The organism is Prosthecobacter sp., assembly GCF_020439865.1.
GTDB lineage: Bacteria > Verrucomicrobiota > Verrucomicrobiia > Verrucomicrobiales > Verrucomicrobiaceae > Prosthecobacter.
Map to the genome: position 1 here is coordinate 1 of NZ_JAGRPF010000082.1, position 15,090 is coordinate 15,090.

The window sequence follows — 15,090 nt, forward strand, 5'->3', positions numbered from 1 at the left end:
GTCACGGCGGCTTTGACCGCCGTGAAGTCAATGAAGGGTCTTCCCATATGTGAATGAGCTGTGTTGGTGTTTGCGGGATGTTTGCGTTTTGCAAACACCTCCACGGCTCATGGTATCAGGCGGCTTGTTCTGGCGGGAGTTGACGGCGGCTGAGGAATGTGGTGCAACGTTAATGGCTTGAGTAAGGCAGCGACATCATCAGGTTCGATCACCCGCAACCATGGTGCCGCTTTGAAAGCGGCCCGCACATGCTCGCGACGCTCGGCTCCTGCCATGAGCATCAGCAGGCAGAAACGACGGGCACCCAGCCATTCACGATGCCGAGCTGAGGCGTGGGTTGCCTCGTAGGCTTTTGCCTTTCTGAGCAAACAACTCTGCCTCAAGTCTCGTCGCTCAACTGGCATTGTCCCTCGATCCGCCTCCAGGAAGAAGATCATTCGCGAGGTGTTTCCATCCGAGCGGTTGGTGTCGAGAGCGAAAACCTTGTCTGGCACCACGCCGACACGACGCTTGCCAGGAAGATCAACCGTCCAACGAAACGGCTCGCGGCGATTGGCTCGTTCTTTGGGCTGGGGGAGATCGCCACCATAGACGATGCTGATTTCTTGATGCGATCGGCACTCCAGTTCGAGCGCCGCCATGAAGTCGCTGACCATGAGCGTGTGTTCGAGGAAAAGTCGGCCCACTTGCTTGTTGCGAGTCGTCCAGTCCATGCGTTCAAAGGGCATATTGAGGTCACGGCGGAGACGGCCGGCTCCACGAGAGGCGAGGCCATAGATCATGCTGCGTGATCCGCCTTGGTGGTAATAATCGAGCTGGCAGTGGGGCCGGTCGAGGTAGCCATGGTGGTAGAGCAGGTTGAGCCGACGAAGCACCTGCTGTCGGCTGCCACCCACGAGCTTAACGAGCCACTCCGACTTGATGAAGCGATGCTCCGCGATGTTGCGCAAGAGTTCGAGGTCGCGTGGGGTGAATTGAAATGATCCAGCGGCTTCGGGAGCACGTTTGAAGCGTGGGAGCCGCTGCTGCGTTGCTGTCATTTCTGCATTCTATCATGAACAAAGCCTCTCCAGGGTGTGGAGAGGCTTCGGGGTTCAGGCTGTCATGATCGCTTCTTTGGAGTCAACGAGGGTGGCGCGGTTTTGAATGTAGTTCGCGGCCTTGGTTGCCTGGGCGGCGGCTTGGATAATCCAGCGTTTGTGTTCTTTGACACGCAGGACATCGAGCCAGCTTTGCAGGTAGGAGGCGGACTGTTCGTGGGCATCGCTCACGATGTGCGTTTCCATGCCGAGGAAAGCCGCCCCCATCTCGGCGACGAGTTCTTCCTGGGAATAGACCTTCCCTCCGAATCCGTCATGCTTGAGGAGGCTTTCACGATTCAGGCGATCAGGATGTCCTGTCGCGTGAATTAGTTCGTGAAAGAGCGTGAGGTAGTAGGCCTCGGCACTCTCAAAGCTCCCAAAAGGCGGCATCTGCACCGTATCGGTTTGGAGACTGTAACAGGCCATCGTGCGTGCTCCTTCGTGGATGCAGGGCGGATTGGACATTTCGGCGACGATCTGCTCGGCGGCTTCGATTCGTTCGCTCACGGGGAGCTGCGGAATCGAGTTCACTGGCGGGAAGTCGATGCCTTCGATCTGCACCGCGTTGAAAACGGTGTATTCGCGAAGGAACAGCCGTTTCCGCCTGGGTTCATCGGTTGCTTCAGCATCATCGGCTGACGATGACTTCGATTCACCGACTTTGATCACATGGGCACCGTGTTCGCCTTTGCGAATGTGACCACCGCGCTCCTGGGCCTGACGAAAAGTCAGCCAGTAGGGGGATGGCATGTGCCGCAGACCCAGTAGCAGCACGTTGATGCCGTTGTAGGTCTTGCCGGTGTGGAAGTTGCGCGGGATGCCGACTTCGCGCTGCCAGGGGCAGCGCCAGGGAACGACGCCGCGTTCCAGGTGTTCAAGGATGAGATCGGTGACAGCTTGATAAGGATCAATGCGGGACTCTGCGTGGCTCATGAGGGCTTCGGTTCGGGGTTGTCAGGAGAAGCCGACCTCAGGAGTGAGGCAGACTTCAGGCTGACAACCGCAGGCCCGTGGCAGCGCGGATCGCTCCGTCCGCATTGTATCAGAACACGGTGTGTTCATGCAAAATGCCGATTGCAAAATGTGGCTCTCGAAGTGTTTTGACCTCGGTTGAAATCAACAGCCCATCATGAGTCGATACCATTACGAAGTGCTGGCGGAGGAGTCCGCGTTTGAAGAGCTCGTTTGTGACATTTTGAATGCCATTCACAACACCACCTCGTTTCAGCTTTATCGGGGACGCGGAAGCAACCAGTATGGCGTGGACATCTACTCCAAGCCTTTGCGCATAATCGTGCAGTGCAAAAAGAAGGACACCAACCGCAAGGATGTGGATCTTCGCCGAGAGCTTGCTGCTGATCTGGAGGAGACGGCTTGCAAGGTGCGCGGCTGGCCGCATCCGTTCACCACGCTGCTTTTTGCAACGACTACAAAGAAGTATCCGTCGATCCAAGACAAAGCCATTGAACTGTCAGAGAAAGAAAATGTGGACATTCAGTTTCTCGCTTGGTCAGAGCTTGAAAAGCACATTCACCGCTTCGAACTTGTTCGAGGTAGATTCTATCCGCATTTGAAGGCCCCAAAACGGCCTTCCAAGGATGCGGTCGTCAATAGGCTCCCAATTCCCAAGACTATTGGAGCCAATGGCCTGATGAAATCTACCATTATGGAGAAATTCAACCGCCTGGGTCTCGAAAGAGAAAAGCGCTTCGGACGATCTGCTTATGCAGTCATGTATAAAAACTTTCAGCGTGAGATGAAGCTGGGCAAGAATCAAAAGTGGACCGTCATCTGGGACTGGCCGGAGTCCGCAGCCAAAGCCATCTGCGACTACCTGGATGGCAAATGGAACAATACAATTGCAGGACGAAAAGAGTCCGCGAAATCAAAACCGGACTACATTCCTACGCGTCCTCAACTTTTCGCGAAGGAAAAGGAGTGGCTCTCAGTTCTTGGTCTGGAAATGGATAGCGATGAGACACGTGAGCTTCTCGAAAGGTCCTTCGGAGTGGCCTCGCATCGTTCGATCAACCATTTGCAGCACTGGCTATTCGTCCTGCAACTAGAGCAGATCGTAAAGGATCACGCTGGCATCTAATACTACTCGATCTGCCGCAACCACCGCTTCAGCTTCTCCTCGACCTCGGCTCGCGGCGTGGCGAAGCGCTCGCGGGAGCGGCGGAGGAGCTTGGCTTTGCGGCCCTGGTGCGTCTCGATGGGCGGGGAGAGACGGGTGCGCTGGAAGTGGATGGAGCCGCTGGCGGATTGATTACGGATGAGGGTCTCGTAGCGGGGTAGATCGACGAACTGACGCTGGTGGAACTCCTCGCCAAACTCGCCGTGCAGATGCTCGGCATCGGCAAAGCCGACACGGAAGGCGACGAGGGTGCCGACATTGCCAAACACGGCCTCCCGCACGGTGGGGGAGAGCTGGGCGATGTATTGATGGCTCAGGGTGAGATTGAGCCGGTATTTCCGCGCCTCTGCCAGGATGGAGGTGAAGCTCTCCGTGGCGAAGTTTTGAAACTCATCGACAAAGAGGAAGAAGTCGCGCCGCTCGTGCTCCGGCTGACGATTGCGGGCCATGGCGGCGAGCTGGAACTGCGTGATGAGCAGGGAGCCGAGCAGGTTGGCCTTGTCGTGGCCGATCTCGCCCTTCGAGAGGTTCGCGAGGAAGATGCGGCCTTCGTTCATGACAAAGGGGATGCTCACCTTGCTGCGCACCTGGCCGATGATGTTGCGGATGACGGGGGAGAGGAGGAGCTGGCCGGCCTTGTTTTGGATGGGCGCGATGGCCTCGCGCATGAAGCGCGGCTCCCAGCTCTCGTATTCGTTCTCCCAGAAGTCGCGCAGGAAGGGATCGTCGATCTGGTTCACCACCCAGCGGCGATAGGCCGCGTCGGTGAGCAGGCGGTTCAGGCCGAGGAGCGTGGTGTTCGGGCAATGCGTCAGCGCGGCGATGGCGTTGTGCAGGATGTATTCCAGCCGCGGCCCCCAGCTTTCCTGCCACAGGCTTTTGAAGGCGCTCACGATGCCGGAGGCGACGAGGTGACGGTCTTCCGGCGCGGTCTGGGCCAGCAAATTGAGGCCGATGGGGTGATCGAGGTCGCCAGGATGAAAATAGAGCGTCTGTTCGGCCCGCTGCGGTGGGATGTGCAGGAGCAAATCCTCCGCCAGATCGCCATGCGGGTCGATGAGACCGACGCCGTGGCCCTGCTGGATGAGCTGGAGGATGAGATTGCGCAGGAGCGTGGTCTTCCCGGAGCCCGTCTTGCCGATGATGTAGGTGTGGTAGCGAGCATCAGCCAGGTCGAAGCCAAACGGCTGCTCGCCGCCCCAGACATGCCTCATGCCGATGTGAAGATCGTGTTCGTTCATGGCTATGTTCACGCCGCCCAGGCCAGCCGCCGCTCCAGAAAGGAACATGAATGAAAACCGGGCCAGCGATCACCCCCTCGTCAAAATGGGTGCCCGCCCGGCAAGTCACCCGGCAAACGTCTGTTGGATCGAGCCAGGCGGGTAACGGCAACTGGCCTCGACGGCTGAAGGGTGAATTCAGTATAGCATGAACAGAAGCGCTACTTCACGAGATCCACAACAGCGTGAAGATCGCATTGTAGCTCGTCATGGAAATAGACTGTTCTTGAACCTCTCCCGAAAATCTAAATGGCAGATGACGGAACCACGCTGCTGAATCTACTACTTCCATTTTATCAGGAACGCAGCGTCCTTGGTGTAACTCCCAAGCAAGTGACCCCGGCTCAATTTGCTGTTTCCTATGGAGCCAAACTCTTCGGCCATCCGATTTCTTCCACGACCACTCGACGATACCGTTCTTGATGCTGGCCGCAATGCAGTCATGTTTGGAATCTCGAATGAAACGAAGGGTGGTGGCGGTCAATGATGCCCGAAACAAGGTCGCCCATTCTTTGATCAAGCTCAAATCTGGATCAGCTTTCTCCATAAGCGGCCTAAACAGGCCTGTTGGCATTAGCAGTTCTGAAGAAAAATAGTTAGCCTCTGCCTCCAATGGGCTTTCTCGGTAATCACGCAAATCTGATGCTGAACACACAAACATCTGTGACTCGGACTCGTGCATAAGCCAGTGTCCGAGTTCGTGCCCAATCGCAAATCGGCGGGCACCTTCTTCTCTAATCTTGGGATTGAGGCGTATCCTCCCACCTTCCTTCCCGCGAACCAGTCTTGCAGATGCCCCGCTCACCCCATGTGAAATCACAAGCACTCCCAGCGCCATGGCAACATCATCAAAATCAAGTGCGCCTGGTGTTCGCCCGGCGAATCTCTTGTTCAAGCGAAACGCCTCTCCTTGAGCGCGCATGAAGTTTGGATCACGATTTGCCATTGCTCTCTGTGTTGTCCGAGTGGCTTCCAAGTTCTATCAAGTCATCATAAAGAGACTGTAGCTCCTCATCACTAGCTGACTCGAACTTGCTCCAATATGCTCCTGCCACTTGCGGACTGAGCGACTGGATGAGTTTGTGAATTTTTTCACGAACTCCCGCCAAAATTGAGCCAGACGGTTTTACCGCTTCCAGCCGAGCGAGGCGGTTCTGCCTTGCAGCCGCAAGTTCTGAGGCTGCGATATGATCGTCCAGCAATTCATGAATAGCTCGGAACGACGCCTGTGGCGAAATGGAACGGCGTTTGAGTTCCACTTCGATTTGCTGCTCCGAGAGGGCATCTATGTTCAAAACGGGTTCAGCGATATAGCTGTGCAAGTCTCGCAGAACATGCGCCGAATTTCGTGGTGACGGTTGGTCAGGCATGGTGAACCTCCTTGGGTGTCTGATTTTGGTTGGTGATGAATTTTTTCACTCGTGTGGATAGACGTTTTTTAAATGCGTCAATCTGAGTTTCAGGCACTCCAAGTGCCTTTGCTTGATCGGCTCTCTTGATCGTGCCGTCGAAAATGGCCTCAAACAATTGCTGCACTGGTTTGTCGTCCGAGAGTTCCTCTAAAAAATTGAAAAGCATTGTGTCCCACTCTTTCAACTTCTCGACCTCTTCGATAGTGAGGGTGGCGGCGTCGATTCTATCGAAAAAAGATGTCGAATCCTGGGAGTTATCGCTATCCAAGCTCCCTTCGCGAAGTATCCGCTGGTTCATGGGACGCATCGAGTCATGATTAATGTCGCTATCAAGCACACCCCTGAGATGTTGCTCCAACGCGCAAGCCGCCGGCTTCCATTTACGTTTACCGGTCAATGTCTTCATGAGCGCGTCCTGAAGGTAGTCCTCTGCCGATTTCCCGTGAAGCGGAAGACCGCCCAAGACACCATGCCAGATGTGTTCACGAATGCTGTTGTCAGCATATAGCAAAAGCTTCTTCCAAAGCGCCTGGGTAAGCTCTCGTTTTATTTGCTGGGGAATGTCATCTATTGGCGCACTCATCGGTCTGAGAAAAACTCTCCGTTTCTAGTTACTGCCGAGAATCGGTTGAAATTTTCCGTCGTCACAAACTTTTTTGCAGCCGCATCGGCAAATTTGCGCGGGTTCCCGGCAGAAGACGAGTGAAGGCCATCAACAGGGCCTCTCTTATATTATGCAGCCCCCCCCAAAAGAAAACGAAGGCCACGGCTCCGCCATGGCAGAACATGCGTCAAATTGCCGCCCCGCGCCAAAGTGGGCCGCTGTCATTGAAGATCGGCTCTTCCCGATGCCTCGTCAGAAGTTCGTGGCCAGGGACATCCTCGACCAGACTGCCTTTGGTCCCGACGTTGTTTTGCAGCGCGACCATAACAGTTCCAATGACGTCGTTATCGACGATGGGCAGATCATTAACCTCGGTGATGGTAACGTATTTCGTGTGATTCCACGCTGCGAGGCCAAGCCCTCCTCTGAATGCGTTGAGCCTGCTAAACGCGCTTTCGTCTTGGATGATGAGTGGAAAGTGACGGTGATTCCCGCGCAGACCGGGCGCACTCTGAAAAGACTTTTTGACCTTCCCGACGAAGTCGAGCTTCTGCGTGATTACGAGTCTCCCAATGACGTGGTCATTGCCAACGATGAGCATGTTCATCATGCTGAGGGCTGTGTCTTCACGGCAAGGAAACTGGTCCTGACGATCAAGGTTAACAACAACCCTGTTCGTTTCACCAAGCGACGTGTCACTGCTTTGGAGATTAAGCAGACCGCTATCGCGCAGGGTGTCCAGATCGGAGAGGACTTCGTCCTGCACGCGATTACTCCAGATGGAAATCAGGGGCCTGCCATCCCTGATGACAAGAAGCTGGTTCTCAAACCCTGTGATGAATTCCGCTGCGTCGCGGCAGATGACAATTCCTGAGTCTCCATGAAACCAGAAATCGAAAAGGCCATTCAAGAGATTTGCGTCTCGTTTGACTGTCATGTCGATGTGCAACCTGATAGTGAGGGTGGCGCGTTCGTGAAAGTTCCCAACCTCGATATTGGCTCGCACTATGAGCCTGAGCGTAGTTGGGTGGCATTCCGAATCACGTTCCAGTATCCCTTCGCGGATGTTTACCCTCACTTTCTGGTGCCGCATTTGAGGCGAAAGGACGGCAAAGATCTTACCAGCCCGCTCCATCCACAAAACCAATTTTGGGAACCACCCAGTGGCAGGGAGGCAGCGGTAATGCTGTCCCGCAGATCAAATCGTCGTGATGCAGCCGTGGATACAGCTGCATTGAAACTTCAACGCGTCCTGGAATGGCTTCGATCCCAACAATGAATTCCTATCGTTTCCGAATCAGTTCGGCAGACTTTGACAAACTTCATCGCCATCTATTTCCTGGGGATGGTGATGAGCATGGGGCTGTTCTGCTGGCGGGGATTTCCGAATCCTCGCGTGAGACTCGCTTTTTAGTGCGCCAAGTTCTCCTGGCAAAAGATGGCGTCGATTATGTGCCTGGTAGGCGTGGTTACCGGATGCTAACTTCAGATTTTGTTGCTAAGGCCTCCCATATGGCGGCGAAAGAGCACTTGTGCTACTTCGCCGTTCACTGCCATGGCGGACGTGACTCGGTTTCGTTTTCAGAAACAGATTTGGCATCGCACCAGCGCGGGTATCCGGCACTACTCGACATTACCTGCGGTGGGCCTGTTGGGGCTTTGGTGTTTGCGGAGAATGCTGTGGCCGGAGAGATTTGGACCCGCAGCGGCACTCGTCCTCTTAATGACATGACAGTTGTTGGGCTCAACTGTCGGGAGTTGTTTCCGGCCCCTTCAAATCAGGCCGCTGCGTTTGACGGGATGTTCCATCGTCAGTCCTTGATCTTTGGCCAAGTGGGGCAGAGACGCCTTGCTAAAGCCAAAATTGGCATCATCGGCCTTGGGGGCGTTGGGTCGCTGGTGAACGAATTGCTCGCGAGGGTTGGAGTGGGCGAAATCGTCGCTGTCGATCCTGAAAAGTTGGAACTCAGTAACCTCTCGCGGGTCGTCGGTTCCCGACGCTGGGATTCACAAGATTGGTTGGTGACCAGTAAATGGCCAGCTCTGAAACGATTCGGAGAGTGGCTGGCGACGCCGAAGGTTGAGGTGGCCCGAAGGGTGGCGCATGAGGCAAATCATGCCGTCCGTTATCACGCCATTCGTGGAGACATCGTGGATCGAGAAACGGCCTTGAAGATGGCTGATGTGGATTACCTGTTCTTGTGCGCGGACACGATGCAAAGCCGTCTGGTATTCAATGCCCTGGTTCACCAGTATCTGATTCCAGGAGTCCAAATTGGATCGAAGGTGACGGTAGGCGACGACGGGAAAGTGGGGGATGTCTTTAGCGTGTCGCGAATGATTCTGCCCTTTGCCGGCGGAGGCTGCCTTCTCTGCAATCAACTGATTGATGCAGGCAAGCTCCAGGACGAAGCAATTAGCGAGGAGGAGCGAAAACGGCAGGCATACATCAAAGATGTGAAGGCTCCGAGTGTCATCACCTTGAACGCCGTTGGTGCGGCTCAAGGGGTAAACGATTTCCTTGTTGGTTTTCAGGGCATGTTCCAATCGAGTGCCCAGCCAGGGTATCGTCAACACTTTGCTCGTGAGCGACACTGGACCAAAGTAGAACTTAACTATCATGCAAACTGCATTCACTGCGGAACTCACGCCAGTTCTGCATTTGGGAAAGGGGATCGAGCCTCTTTGCCATGTCGATAGGTTGTCTGCGGGACGAGCAGCAAATGGGTTGTGCGCAAACAGCTAGATCTTGCGTCGCCACGTCGTCCGCCGCCAGGCCCTCGTCGTGACTTTTTCAGCACCCGTCGTGTTTCGTGACGGGCGAAGCCCGCGTTCGTGGCCCCCACGTGTGAAGGGCGAGGGCAGTCCGGCTTTTCAGCCGGCTGGCCGGAGCGGCCGACTTCACGCGGTTGGTCATTGGCCGAGGGCGGGTAGCCCGGTGCTGGCCATGACCTTTATCCGCAGGTCGATCAAGTCCTTGTCGCCGTAGGAAACCGCGTGAAGTCGGGCGTTCAGCCCGAACACGTGGGGGCACCCGTCACAAGGCCTGGCAGCGATTCGCGGCTCAGTGAAGCCTTGAAACCGTCGTCGGTGCGGTAGCACTCGCCGCGATTTTTTCGCGCACCCCTACATACCATGTAAATAGGGGGGGATGTAGGGCCTCGTGGATGACGGGAGAGCGGCAATGGCCGGGGAAAAGCATGTCGCAGAATATTTGTTTCCCGACTCAAGGACACTTTCACGGCCTAAAAAAAGGCTTTTCGGACAGCCGGTGTCCTTGAGGCCCGAGTTCGGTCAGCCGTAGTTTTGAACCGTGTCCTTGATGATGAGCTCGACGATTGGCAATCGCCGCTGCGGTGCCTGAAAAGCAAAAGAGCTGCTTCGCAGCAGCCCTGGTAAGGTCGGTGGTCTTGACGCCTTTGGCGTGGTGTGGTGTTACTTGGGGAAGGTGATCTGATCGAGATCGCGGGCCGAATGCAGAATCCTGAGCACCTCGATGCCGGAGTCAGAAGACCGGAAGTAGAAGCAGTATTTGCCGAAGGGATAGCTGCGGCAGCCTTTGGAGAGTTCCGGGCGTGGCCGCCCGATGGTCTGCCACTTGGCGAGGTATTCGAGCTTGTCGCGCATGCGCTGCCAAAGCCTGTCAGCCTGAAAAACACTGTCCTGGGCGATGTAATCCCAGATGTCGTCGAGGTCGCGGTCAGCCAGCGCTGAGTAGGTGACGTTTGACATGGGCTTTAGCTAGCGGTCTGACGTGCCGCGTATGCCTGGTGCCGGCGTGCGAGCTTGGCATCCCAATCAATCTGGATGCCTTCACCACGATCCAAGGAGTCGGCAGCAGCCTGGATCTCCTGGCGGAGGGCTTCGAGCTTCACCTTGTCAGCCTCACTGAGGTCGGAGAGGTCTGGCGCGGTTTCTTCGACCTGAAGCAGCCGCAGTGGATACTCCTGCTGGAGATCGGTGAAAAGCTCCCGAACCTCATCAGGGGCGAGCTGATCGATCTCTTGGCGGATGTGTTCGACGGTGGAACTCATGATGGGTGCATTGTATCAAGCCCCTGTGGATTTGTCGAGGGGCAGGAATGGAGGCCTGGACTCACCGCAGGCTGTCGTCCGCCCTCACCTGCTCGGCGAGCTGGCGGAGGGCCTCCAGCATGGCTTCCTGGGCTCCGGGTTCGCGTTTGGCGCGGAGGCTGGCAACGCAACTCCCCTCTCGATGCGTGAGCTGGATGAGTTGGCTGGTGCGTGTCTTGAGTCGGGATGAAGACGTGGAGCCCTGGGTGGTGCGGAAGCTGGCGATGCGCTCGCGGATGCGCCCCACACTCTCCCCTGCCACGGCGGCGGTGACGAGCTGCTCCTGAAACTGCGAGTCCCCCACCTGGGCGATGCGCTGGGCCATCTCGTAGCCGATGCCAGGTGTGCTGCGCAGCTCTTCCTGAAGGCGTGCGGGCAACTCCAGCACGCGGAGCATGCCGGACATCCATTGCTCGCTCTTCCCTATCTGCCGGGCGAGTTCACGCTGGGACTCGGCGGCACCTGAACTGAGCAGGCTGTGAAGCGTCTCCGCCAGCTCGACGGCGGGGATGTTTTCCCGCTGGATGTTGGAGATGAGACTTTTGAAGCGGCGGGTGATCTGATCATCCGGCTCGCGCACGAGCACCTCCAGCTCGGTGAGGCCGACGGCCTTGGCGGCGCGGAAGCGGCGGTGGCCGGTGAGGATGCGGTAGCGGTCGCCCTCCTGGGTAACGGTGATGGGCTCGATGATGCCGTGACGACGCACGGACTCGATCATGTCGTCCATGTTGTGGAAGATTTTTCGTTCGTTCTCCGGGTCTTCGAGAAGGCGGTCGATGCTGACAATGAAGCGGCCTCGTTTTGGCAGTCCGCCGGTGAGGCCGGACTTCACGAGATCGAGACGGCTTTTGCCATCGGGTAGTTTGGTCATGCTGTTGGGGCGGTGACTTCCGCGCTCATCGCATGGTCGGGCGATGCGGCGGCGGTCTCCGTGTGGGCCTGCGGCCCGTTAGTGAATAAGTCCCGCACCTCTTCGACGAGGGCGGCCATGTCCTGCGCTCCTTTGGAAAGCGGACGATAGTGGAAGATGCTGCCTCCATTCTCGTCCACCTGCGCCATCCATCCGCAGGAGCGGATCTCGCTGCGTGCCGATGGGATGCCGTCATCCGCAAGCAGGGCCAGCACGCGCTTTCGCAGGCCTGGCAGGCGTGTGAGATTGCTCAGCACATGCAGCATGCGGAAGTCGGCGGTCGGGCGGAGCTTCACGAGCAGCTTGTAGATGCTGGCGTAGCTCTTCACGGCCTTTGTGCTTTCAAACGGCACGATGAAGGCGTCCGCTGGAAAGATGGCGTTCTCCATGATCGGCGAGATTTGGTTTGGCGAGTCGATGACGAGGAAGTCAAAGCGGTCGGCGATGTGCTCCTCGGCGATCAATTGCGTGAGCATGGAGGGATAGCCCTCCGTCTGGCTGATCTCACGCCCGAGGTCTTCCAGGCCGTCGGCGCTGGCGACGAAGGACATGTTTTCAAAGCCAGTGGGCTGGATGACCTCGGAGAGCGATTGCTGGCGCGTGAGCGCGGCCACGAGCGTGCCCTCCGGCGTGAGTCCATCCCCTGCGGCGAGCCATTGGGTGACCTGCGCCTGCGGATCGAGATCCATGAGCAGGACTCGATGCCCGTGACGCGCGAGGCCGCTGGCGAGGTTCATGGCGATGGTGCTCTTGCCACAACCTCCCTTGGCATTGATGACGGTGATGATGTTCATGGGTTTGGTTTGAATGATTGGCTGTTAAATGCGGTGTCCCACTGCCAGAAGTCCGGGAGGCCGAAGCACTGGCGGAAGGCACCGAGGCGGGCGTTGTCCGTGTCGAAGTGCTCCAGCACGCGACGCGACCACGGCTTCGGATCGGCAGCGAGCCGGTCACGCTCGCTCTCCCGCTGCGCAGTGAAACGCTGGTAGTCCTCGGGACGCGTGTCTCGCATCTCGGACTCCTTGGCCGCAAGCCAGCGGAGCCAGTCCCCACGGAAGCGCTGCTCGTGCTGCTCACGGCTCTGCGTGATGCTGGCGAGCTGCACCTGGAGGCGCTGCTTTTCCCGCTGGACGAGAAAGGCATCGCCAAGCTGGCGGATGGCAAGCGTGAGCGATGGAAACGGATGCCGCTGCTCGCGTGCGAGAGTGCCCAGCTCACGGCCCCATTGATCCGCACGGCCTTCCTCCTTCGTGGCACGGGTCAATCGCTGCACGAAGCTCTCCGCGGTCTGCGCCTCGCGTGGCGATGGATCATTCACCGGCTCGCCTCGATTGCCTCCATAGGCTGCGTAGAAGCATCGCGCGAAGTCCCATCCGGCCTGCGTCACGCTGGTGACTTCGGCTGACCGAAGTTTTATCGGTGCGGGCCATCGCTGCTCGATGGATCGGCGTAGCAGCCCCGCCGGACTGCGTGCCGGTGCGCGGTCTGGCATCCAGGCGATCTGCTGCTCGATCTCCTCGCGGCTGTGCTCCCGCATCAGCTTCGCGACGGTCTTTTCGCTGAAGCCGAAAGCGAGAAGCCTGTCTCGCAACTCCGTGTCAGCCGCAAGGCGGTTTCCAGTTTCATTTCCTGGTTTCGTTTTAATGTTGGTGCGGATTTCTGACTGATGTGCTGGTTCGGAATTCGGACTGATACTGGTCTGAATTTCTGACTGATGGACGGCTGGTTCGTTTTTCTGACCGTTCGGAAAATCGCACCAGCGAAGCGCATACACCGCCCGCCGCCGCTCGGTGGCCTCATGGCTGAACACACCGCTCTCCAGCCGCACGATGTAGTTCTTCTCCATCGCGATGCGGATGGCCTTGGCGAGATCTGAACGGCTGCCGAAGCGGGCGTAGTTCTCGATCTGCTGATAGGACAGTGCCACCTGCTGGCGACGGCGGCCATGTTTCGTCTGGAAGCCGATGCTGTGGCGGATGATCGCTCCGACGACTTTGATCACGGAAAGCGGCTCGCGGGGAATGAGCACGTCAAAGAACTCGTTCGGGATGTCGGTGCGGTTGCCTTCGCCTTCAAAGAAGCCATCGAAGTGCTCCAATCGCGTCGTGTAGGGCATGGATGACCAGCGGAGCTGGTAGCGGGCGGACTGCCCGGCATCATGCGCGTGCTTCGCTCGGCCTTCCGTGACGCATTCGAGCAAGTGACCCGCCAGAGAATCATCCAGTGCGGCGCGGATCATGTCACGGCTCACGCCGGCCTTTCGTTCCAGTTCCGAGTAGGTCACCTCGATCTGCTCCTCCTGCGGATTCCCATTCGCATCACACCAGCCGAGCGTCTTGCGCAGCAGATAGGCCACGATGCGCACCACGCCCCGGGAGAAGTGCGGGATCACGACATCGAAGAACTGGTTCGGCGTGTAGGTGGTGTTGGAGGTCGGTGCTTTGAATCCCTCGAACGCTGAAATCACCGGCTCGGGAGCCTGGGATGTTTGAAACGGTGCTTTTTGATCCAGAATGCTCAGCATGGCGGCCTACAACCGGATCACCGGCTGATCTTGCTCCGCCTCGACCTTGGCCTGCTGTTCTGAGAGCCATTTGGAATACCATCTGAGGATGGCATTGATGATGAAACTGCGGCTGCGCTGCTGTTCGCGAGCGAGGCGGTCGATGAACGCCAGCACATCACTCTCGAACTTCACGCCCGCTGATTTGCGCACGATTTTTTCCATGCCCTCATCATACCATGAAGGTGACCGGGCGTGTCACATCGCCCTGTGGATAACGTGAAACACGCGACTTCGGTCAGCCGAAGTTTTTCTTTCCGCACCCGTGCCCCCGCGTGGCCGGTGACGGAGCATGGGCCAGTCCTCGTGGAAAGGCGGGGAGGAGCTGGCCTAGCCTCCGTCGCTGGTGACGCGGCCAAGGGAGGCCGGGGCAACGGCTGGTCTGCCATTCGGACGACGAAGGAGCCGATGCCAGACGGGCCGTTGGCGGCGGGGGAGGGACGAGAGAAAGAGAAACAATGTGCTTCATGGTGAAACGAGCGTGGCGAGTGGCTGCGGTGATGAGAGGCTGGAGATCGGATGGCACTGACTCCGATTACCAATGGGCTGGAACCGCATCGAAAAGCAGGTTGAAATACTCAAACACCACCTTGGTCCGGTCGTATATCTGGCGTTCGCTCAATCCGGCACGTTCACACATCTCGTTCATTGGCACAAAACTACCGCTGATGAACTGCACCACCTCCAAGGGATTGATCTGCACCTGAACCTGTGGCTGTCCCAGTCATTCTTCCCTAGGCATCTCTGAAAGTTGTCTTGCTCCCTGATATGCTGGTGGTTGTCGTGGATTTGCCCTTCTCATCTCTCAGGCTGGCATTTTTAGCACGCTTTTCCGGTTGGTTTCGCTCGATTAAAAAAGAACAATGCAAGCAGAGTACATTCTGTATTGCCCTACCACTTTTGTGAGCTGTAGCACCTTGCGTTTTTGCTGAACATTATGTCACTTAATGGCAGGACGCTTAGAACTTCAAGTTAGTCATCACATACAGGAAGTTGGCATCGCTGCCAGCGCCGGTGTTGGCGAGGTAA

At 57.2% G+C, this 15,090-nt stretch carries 17 protein-coding genes; 4 read left to right on the top strand and 13 right to left on the bottom strand.

Annotated elements, in window-relative coordinates; genetic code table 11:
* Positions 1-107: 107 nt before the first annotated feature.
* Together KDL09_RS09345 and KDL09_RS09350 are read right to left on the bottom strand one after the other, a co-directional pair.
* Positions 108-1,040, bottom strand: a complete 933-nt coding sequence (locus tag KDL09_RS09345) for a replication-relaxation family protein (protein ID WP_294384182.1) — start codon at positions 1,038-1,040, stop codon at positions 108-110.
* Positions 1,041-1,094: 54 nt separating this feature from the next.
* Complete coding sequence (locus KDL09_RS09350) at positions 1,095-2,015, bottom strand: zincin-like metallopeptidase domain-containing protein (RefSeq protein WP_294384185.1); 921 nt, start codon at positions 2,013-2,015, stop codon at positions 1,095-1,097.
* Positions 2,016-2,211: 196 nt separating this feature from the next.
* Between KDL09_RS09350 and KDL09_RS09355 the strand changes: the two genes are divergently transcribed.
* Positions 2,212-3,180 carry a hypothetical protein gene (locus KDL09_RS09355; RefSeq protein WP_294384187.1) on the top strand — a complete coding sequence of 323 codons (969 nt, stop codon included), beginning with the start codon at positions 2,212-2,214 and terminating at the stop codon, positions 3,178-3,180.
* 2 nt (positions 3,181-3,182) lie between these two features.
* Here KDL09_RS09355 and KDL09_RS09360 read toward each other — a convergent pair whose 3' ends face one another.
* The 4 genes from KDL09_RS09360 to KDL09_RS09375 all read right to left on the bottom strand — a co-directional run bounded on the left by KDL09_RS09360 (position 3,183) and on the right by KDL09_RS09375 (position 6,494).
* Positions 3,183-4,460, bottom strand: a complete 1,278-nt coding sequence (locus KDL09_RS09360; RefSeq protein ID WP_294384189.1) for a type IV secretion system DNA-binding domain-containing protein — start codon at positions 4,458-4,460, stop codon at positions 3,183-3,185.
* A gap of 205 nt (positions 4,461-4,665) precedes the next feature.
* Complete coding sequence (locus tag KDL09_RS09365) at positions 4,666-5,445, bottom strand: ImmA/IrrE family metallo-endopeptidase (protein WP_294384191.1); 780 nt, start codon at positions 5,443-5,445, stop codon at positions 4,666-4,668.
* A complete protein-coding gene (locus tag KDL09_RS09370; protein ID WP_294384194.1) occupies positions 5,432-5,869 on the bottom strand; it encodes a hypothetical protein in 438 nt (145 codons plus the stop codon). Before KDL09_RS09370 ends, KDL09_RS09365 begins: the two co-directional genes overlap by 14 nt.
* The gene (locus tag KDL09_RS09375) at positions 5,862-6,494 is read right to left on the bottom strand and encodes a hypothetical protein (protein WP_294384196.1); all 633 of its coding nucleotides are present in this window, start codon (positions 6,492-6,494) and stop codon (positions 5,862-5,864) included. Before KDL09_RS09375 ends, KDL09_RS09370 begins: the two co-directional genes overlap by 8 nt.
* Positions 6,495-6,687: 193 nt before the next feature.
* Between KDL09_RS09375 and KDL09_RS09380 the strand changes: the two genes are divergently transcribed.
* The 3 genes from KDL09_RS09380 to KDL09_RS09390 are packed head-to-tail and all read left to right on the top strand — an operon-like array spanning position 6,688 to position 9,215.
* Positions 6,688-7,389 (top strand): hypothetical protein, encoded by a 702-nt coding sequence (locus KDL09_RS09380; protein WP_294384198.1) that lies wholly within the window; start codon positions 6,688-6,690, stop codon positions 7,387-7,389.
* Positions 7,390-7,395: 6 nt separating this feature from the next.
* Positions 7,396-7,794, top strand: a complete 399-nt coding sequence (locus tag KDL09_RS09385) for a hypothetical protein (protein WP_294384199.1) — start codon at positions 7,396-7,398, stop codon at positions 7,792-7,794.
* Positions 7,791-9,215: a ThiF family adenylyltransferase gene (locus tag KDL09_RS09390; protein ID WP_294384200.1), complete on the top strand. Its 1,425-nt coding sequence runs from the start codon at positions 7,791-7,793 to the stop codon at positions 9,213-9,215. The genes KDL09_RS09385 and KDL09_RS09390 overlap by 4 nt, the downstream gene beginning before the upstream one ends.
* A gap of 735 nt (positions 9,216-9,950) precedes the next feature.
* Here KDL09_RS09390 and KDL09_RS09395 read toward each other — a convergent pair.
* From KDL09_RS09395 to KDL09_RS09425, 7 genes are all read right to left on the bottom strand, one after another.
* Complete coding sequence (locus KDL09_RS09395; protein WP_294384201.1) at positions 9,951-10,247, bottom strand: type II toxin-antitoxin system RelE/ParE family toxin; 297 nt, start codon at positions 10,245-10,247, stop codon at positions 9,951-9,953.
* Positions 10,248-10,252: 5 nt separating this feature from the next.
* Positions 10,253-10,549, bottom strand: coding sequence for a hypothetical protein (locus tag KDL09_RS09400; protein WP_294384203.1), 297 nt, complete (start codon positions 10,547-10,549; stop codon positions 10,253-10,255).
* 61 nt (positions 10,550-10,610) lie between these two features.
* On the bottom strand, positions 10,611-11,459 hold the full coding sequence (locus KDL09_RS09405; RefSeq protein WP_294384205.1) for a ParB/RepB/Spo0J family partition protein: 849 nt from the start codon (positions 11,457-11,459) through the stop codon (positions 10,611-10,613).
* Entirely contained in the window at positions 11,456-12,292 is an 837-nt protein-coding gene (locus tag KDL09_RS09410) for a ParA family protein (RefSeq protein ID WP_294384206.1), read from the bottom strand. The genes KDL09_RS09405 and KDL09_RS09410 overlap by 4 nt, the downstream gene beginning before the upstream one ends.
* The gene (locus tag KDL09_RS09415) at positions 12,289-14,022 is read right to left on the bottom strand and encodes a hypothetical protein (RefSeq protein WP_294384208.1); all 1,734 of its coding nucleotides are present in this window, start codon (positions 14,020-14,022) and stop codon (positions 12,289-12,291) included. Before KDL09_RS09415 ends, KDL09_RS09410 begins: the two co-directional genes overlap by 4 nt.
* A 6-nt stretch (positions 14,023-14,028) precedes the next feature.
* Positions 14,029-14,226: a hypothetical protein gene (locus tag KDL09_RS09420; RefSeq protein ID WP_294384210.1), complete on the bottom strand. Its 198-nt coding sequence runs from the start codon at positions 14,224-14,226 to the stop codon at positions 14,029-14,031.
* Positions 14,227-14,596: 370 nt separating this feature from the next.
* The gene (locus KDL09_RS09425) at positions 14,597-14,764 is read right to left on the bottom strand and encodes a hypothetical protein (protein ID WP_294384211.1); all 168 of its coding nucleotides are present in this window, start codon (positions 14,762-14,764) and stop codon (positions 14,597-14,599) included.
* Positions 14,765-15,090 lie beyond the last annotated feature (326 nt).

Bases quoted from the DNA above. Each gene is read 5' to 3' on its own strand.
- KDL09_RS09345 (WP_294384182.1), bottom strand. From the start codon at position 1,040: ATGACAGCAACGCAGCAGCGGCTCCCACGCTTCAAACGTGCTCCCGAA.
- KDL09_RS09350 (WP_294384185.1), bottom strand. From the start codon at position 2,015: ATGAGCCACGCAGAGTCCCGCATTGATCCTTATCAAGCTGTCACCGAT.
- KDL09_RS09355 (WP_294384187.1), top strand. From the start codon at position 2,212: ATGAGTCGATACCATTACGAAGTGCTGGCGGAGGAGTCCGCGTTTGAA.
- KDL09_RS09360 (WP_294384189.1), bottom strand. From the start codon at position 4,460: ATGAACGAACACGATCTTCACATCGGCATGAGGCATGTCTGGGGCGGC.
- KDL09_RS09365 (WP_294384191.1), bottom strand. From the start codon at position 5,445: ATGGCAAATCGTGATCCAAACTTCATGCGCGCTCAAGGAGAGGCGTTT.
- KDL09_RS09370 (WP_294384194.1), bottom strand. From the start codon at position 5,869: ATGCCTGACCAACCGTCACCACGAAATTCGGCGCATGTTCTGCGAGAC.
- KDL09_RS09375 (WP_294384196.1), bottom strand. From the start codon at position 6,494: ATGAGTGCGCCAATAGATGACATTCCCCAGCAAATAAAACGAGAGCTT.
- KDL09_RS09380 (WP_294384198.1), top strand. From the start codon at position 6,688: ATGGCAGAACATGCGTCAAATTGCCGCCCCGCGCCAAAGTGGGCCGCT.
- KDL09_RS09385 (WP_294384199.1), top strand. From the start codon at position 7,396: ATGAAACCAGAAATCGAAAAGGCCATTCAAGAGATTTGCGTCTCGTTT.
- KDL09_RS09390 (WP_294384200.1), top strand. From the start codon at position 7,791: ATGAATTCCTATCGTTTCCGAATCAGTTCGGCAGACTTTGACAAACTT.
- KDL09_RS09395 (WP_294384201.1), bottom strand. From the start codon at position 10,247: ATGTCAAACGTCACCTACTCAGCGCTGGCTGACCGCGACCTCGACGAC.
- KDL09_RS09400 (WP_294384203.1), bottom strand. From the start codon at position 10,549: ATGAGTTCCACCGTCGAACACATCCGCCAAGAGATCGATCAGCTCGCC.
- KDL09_RS09405 (WP_294384205.1), bottom strand. From the start codon at position 11,459: ATGACCAAACTACCCGATGGCAAAAGCCGTCTCGATCTCGTGAAGTCC.
- KDL09_RS09410 (WP_294384206.1), bottom strand. From the start codon at position 12,292: ATGAACATCATCACCGTCATCAATGCCAAGGGAGGTTGTGGCAAGAGC.
- KDL09_RS09415 (WP_294384208.1), bottom strand. From the start codon at position 14,022: ATGCTGAGCATTCTGGATCAAAAAGCACCGTTTCAAACATCCCAGGCT.
- KDL09_RS09420 (WP_294384210.1), bottom strand. From the start codon at position 14,226: ATGGAAAAAATCGTGCGCAAATCAGCGGGCGTGAAGTTCGAGAGTGAT.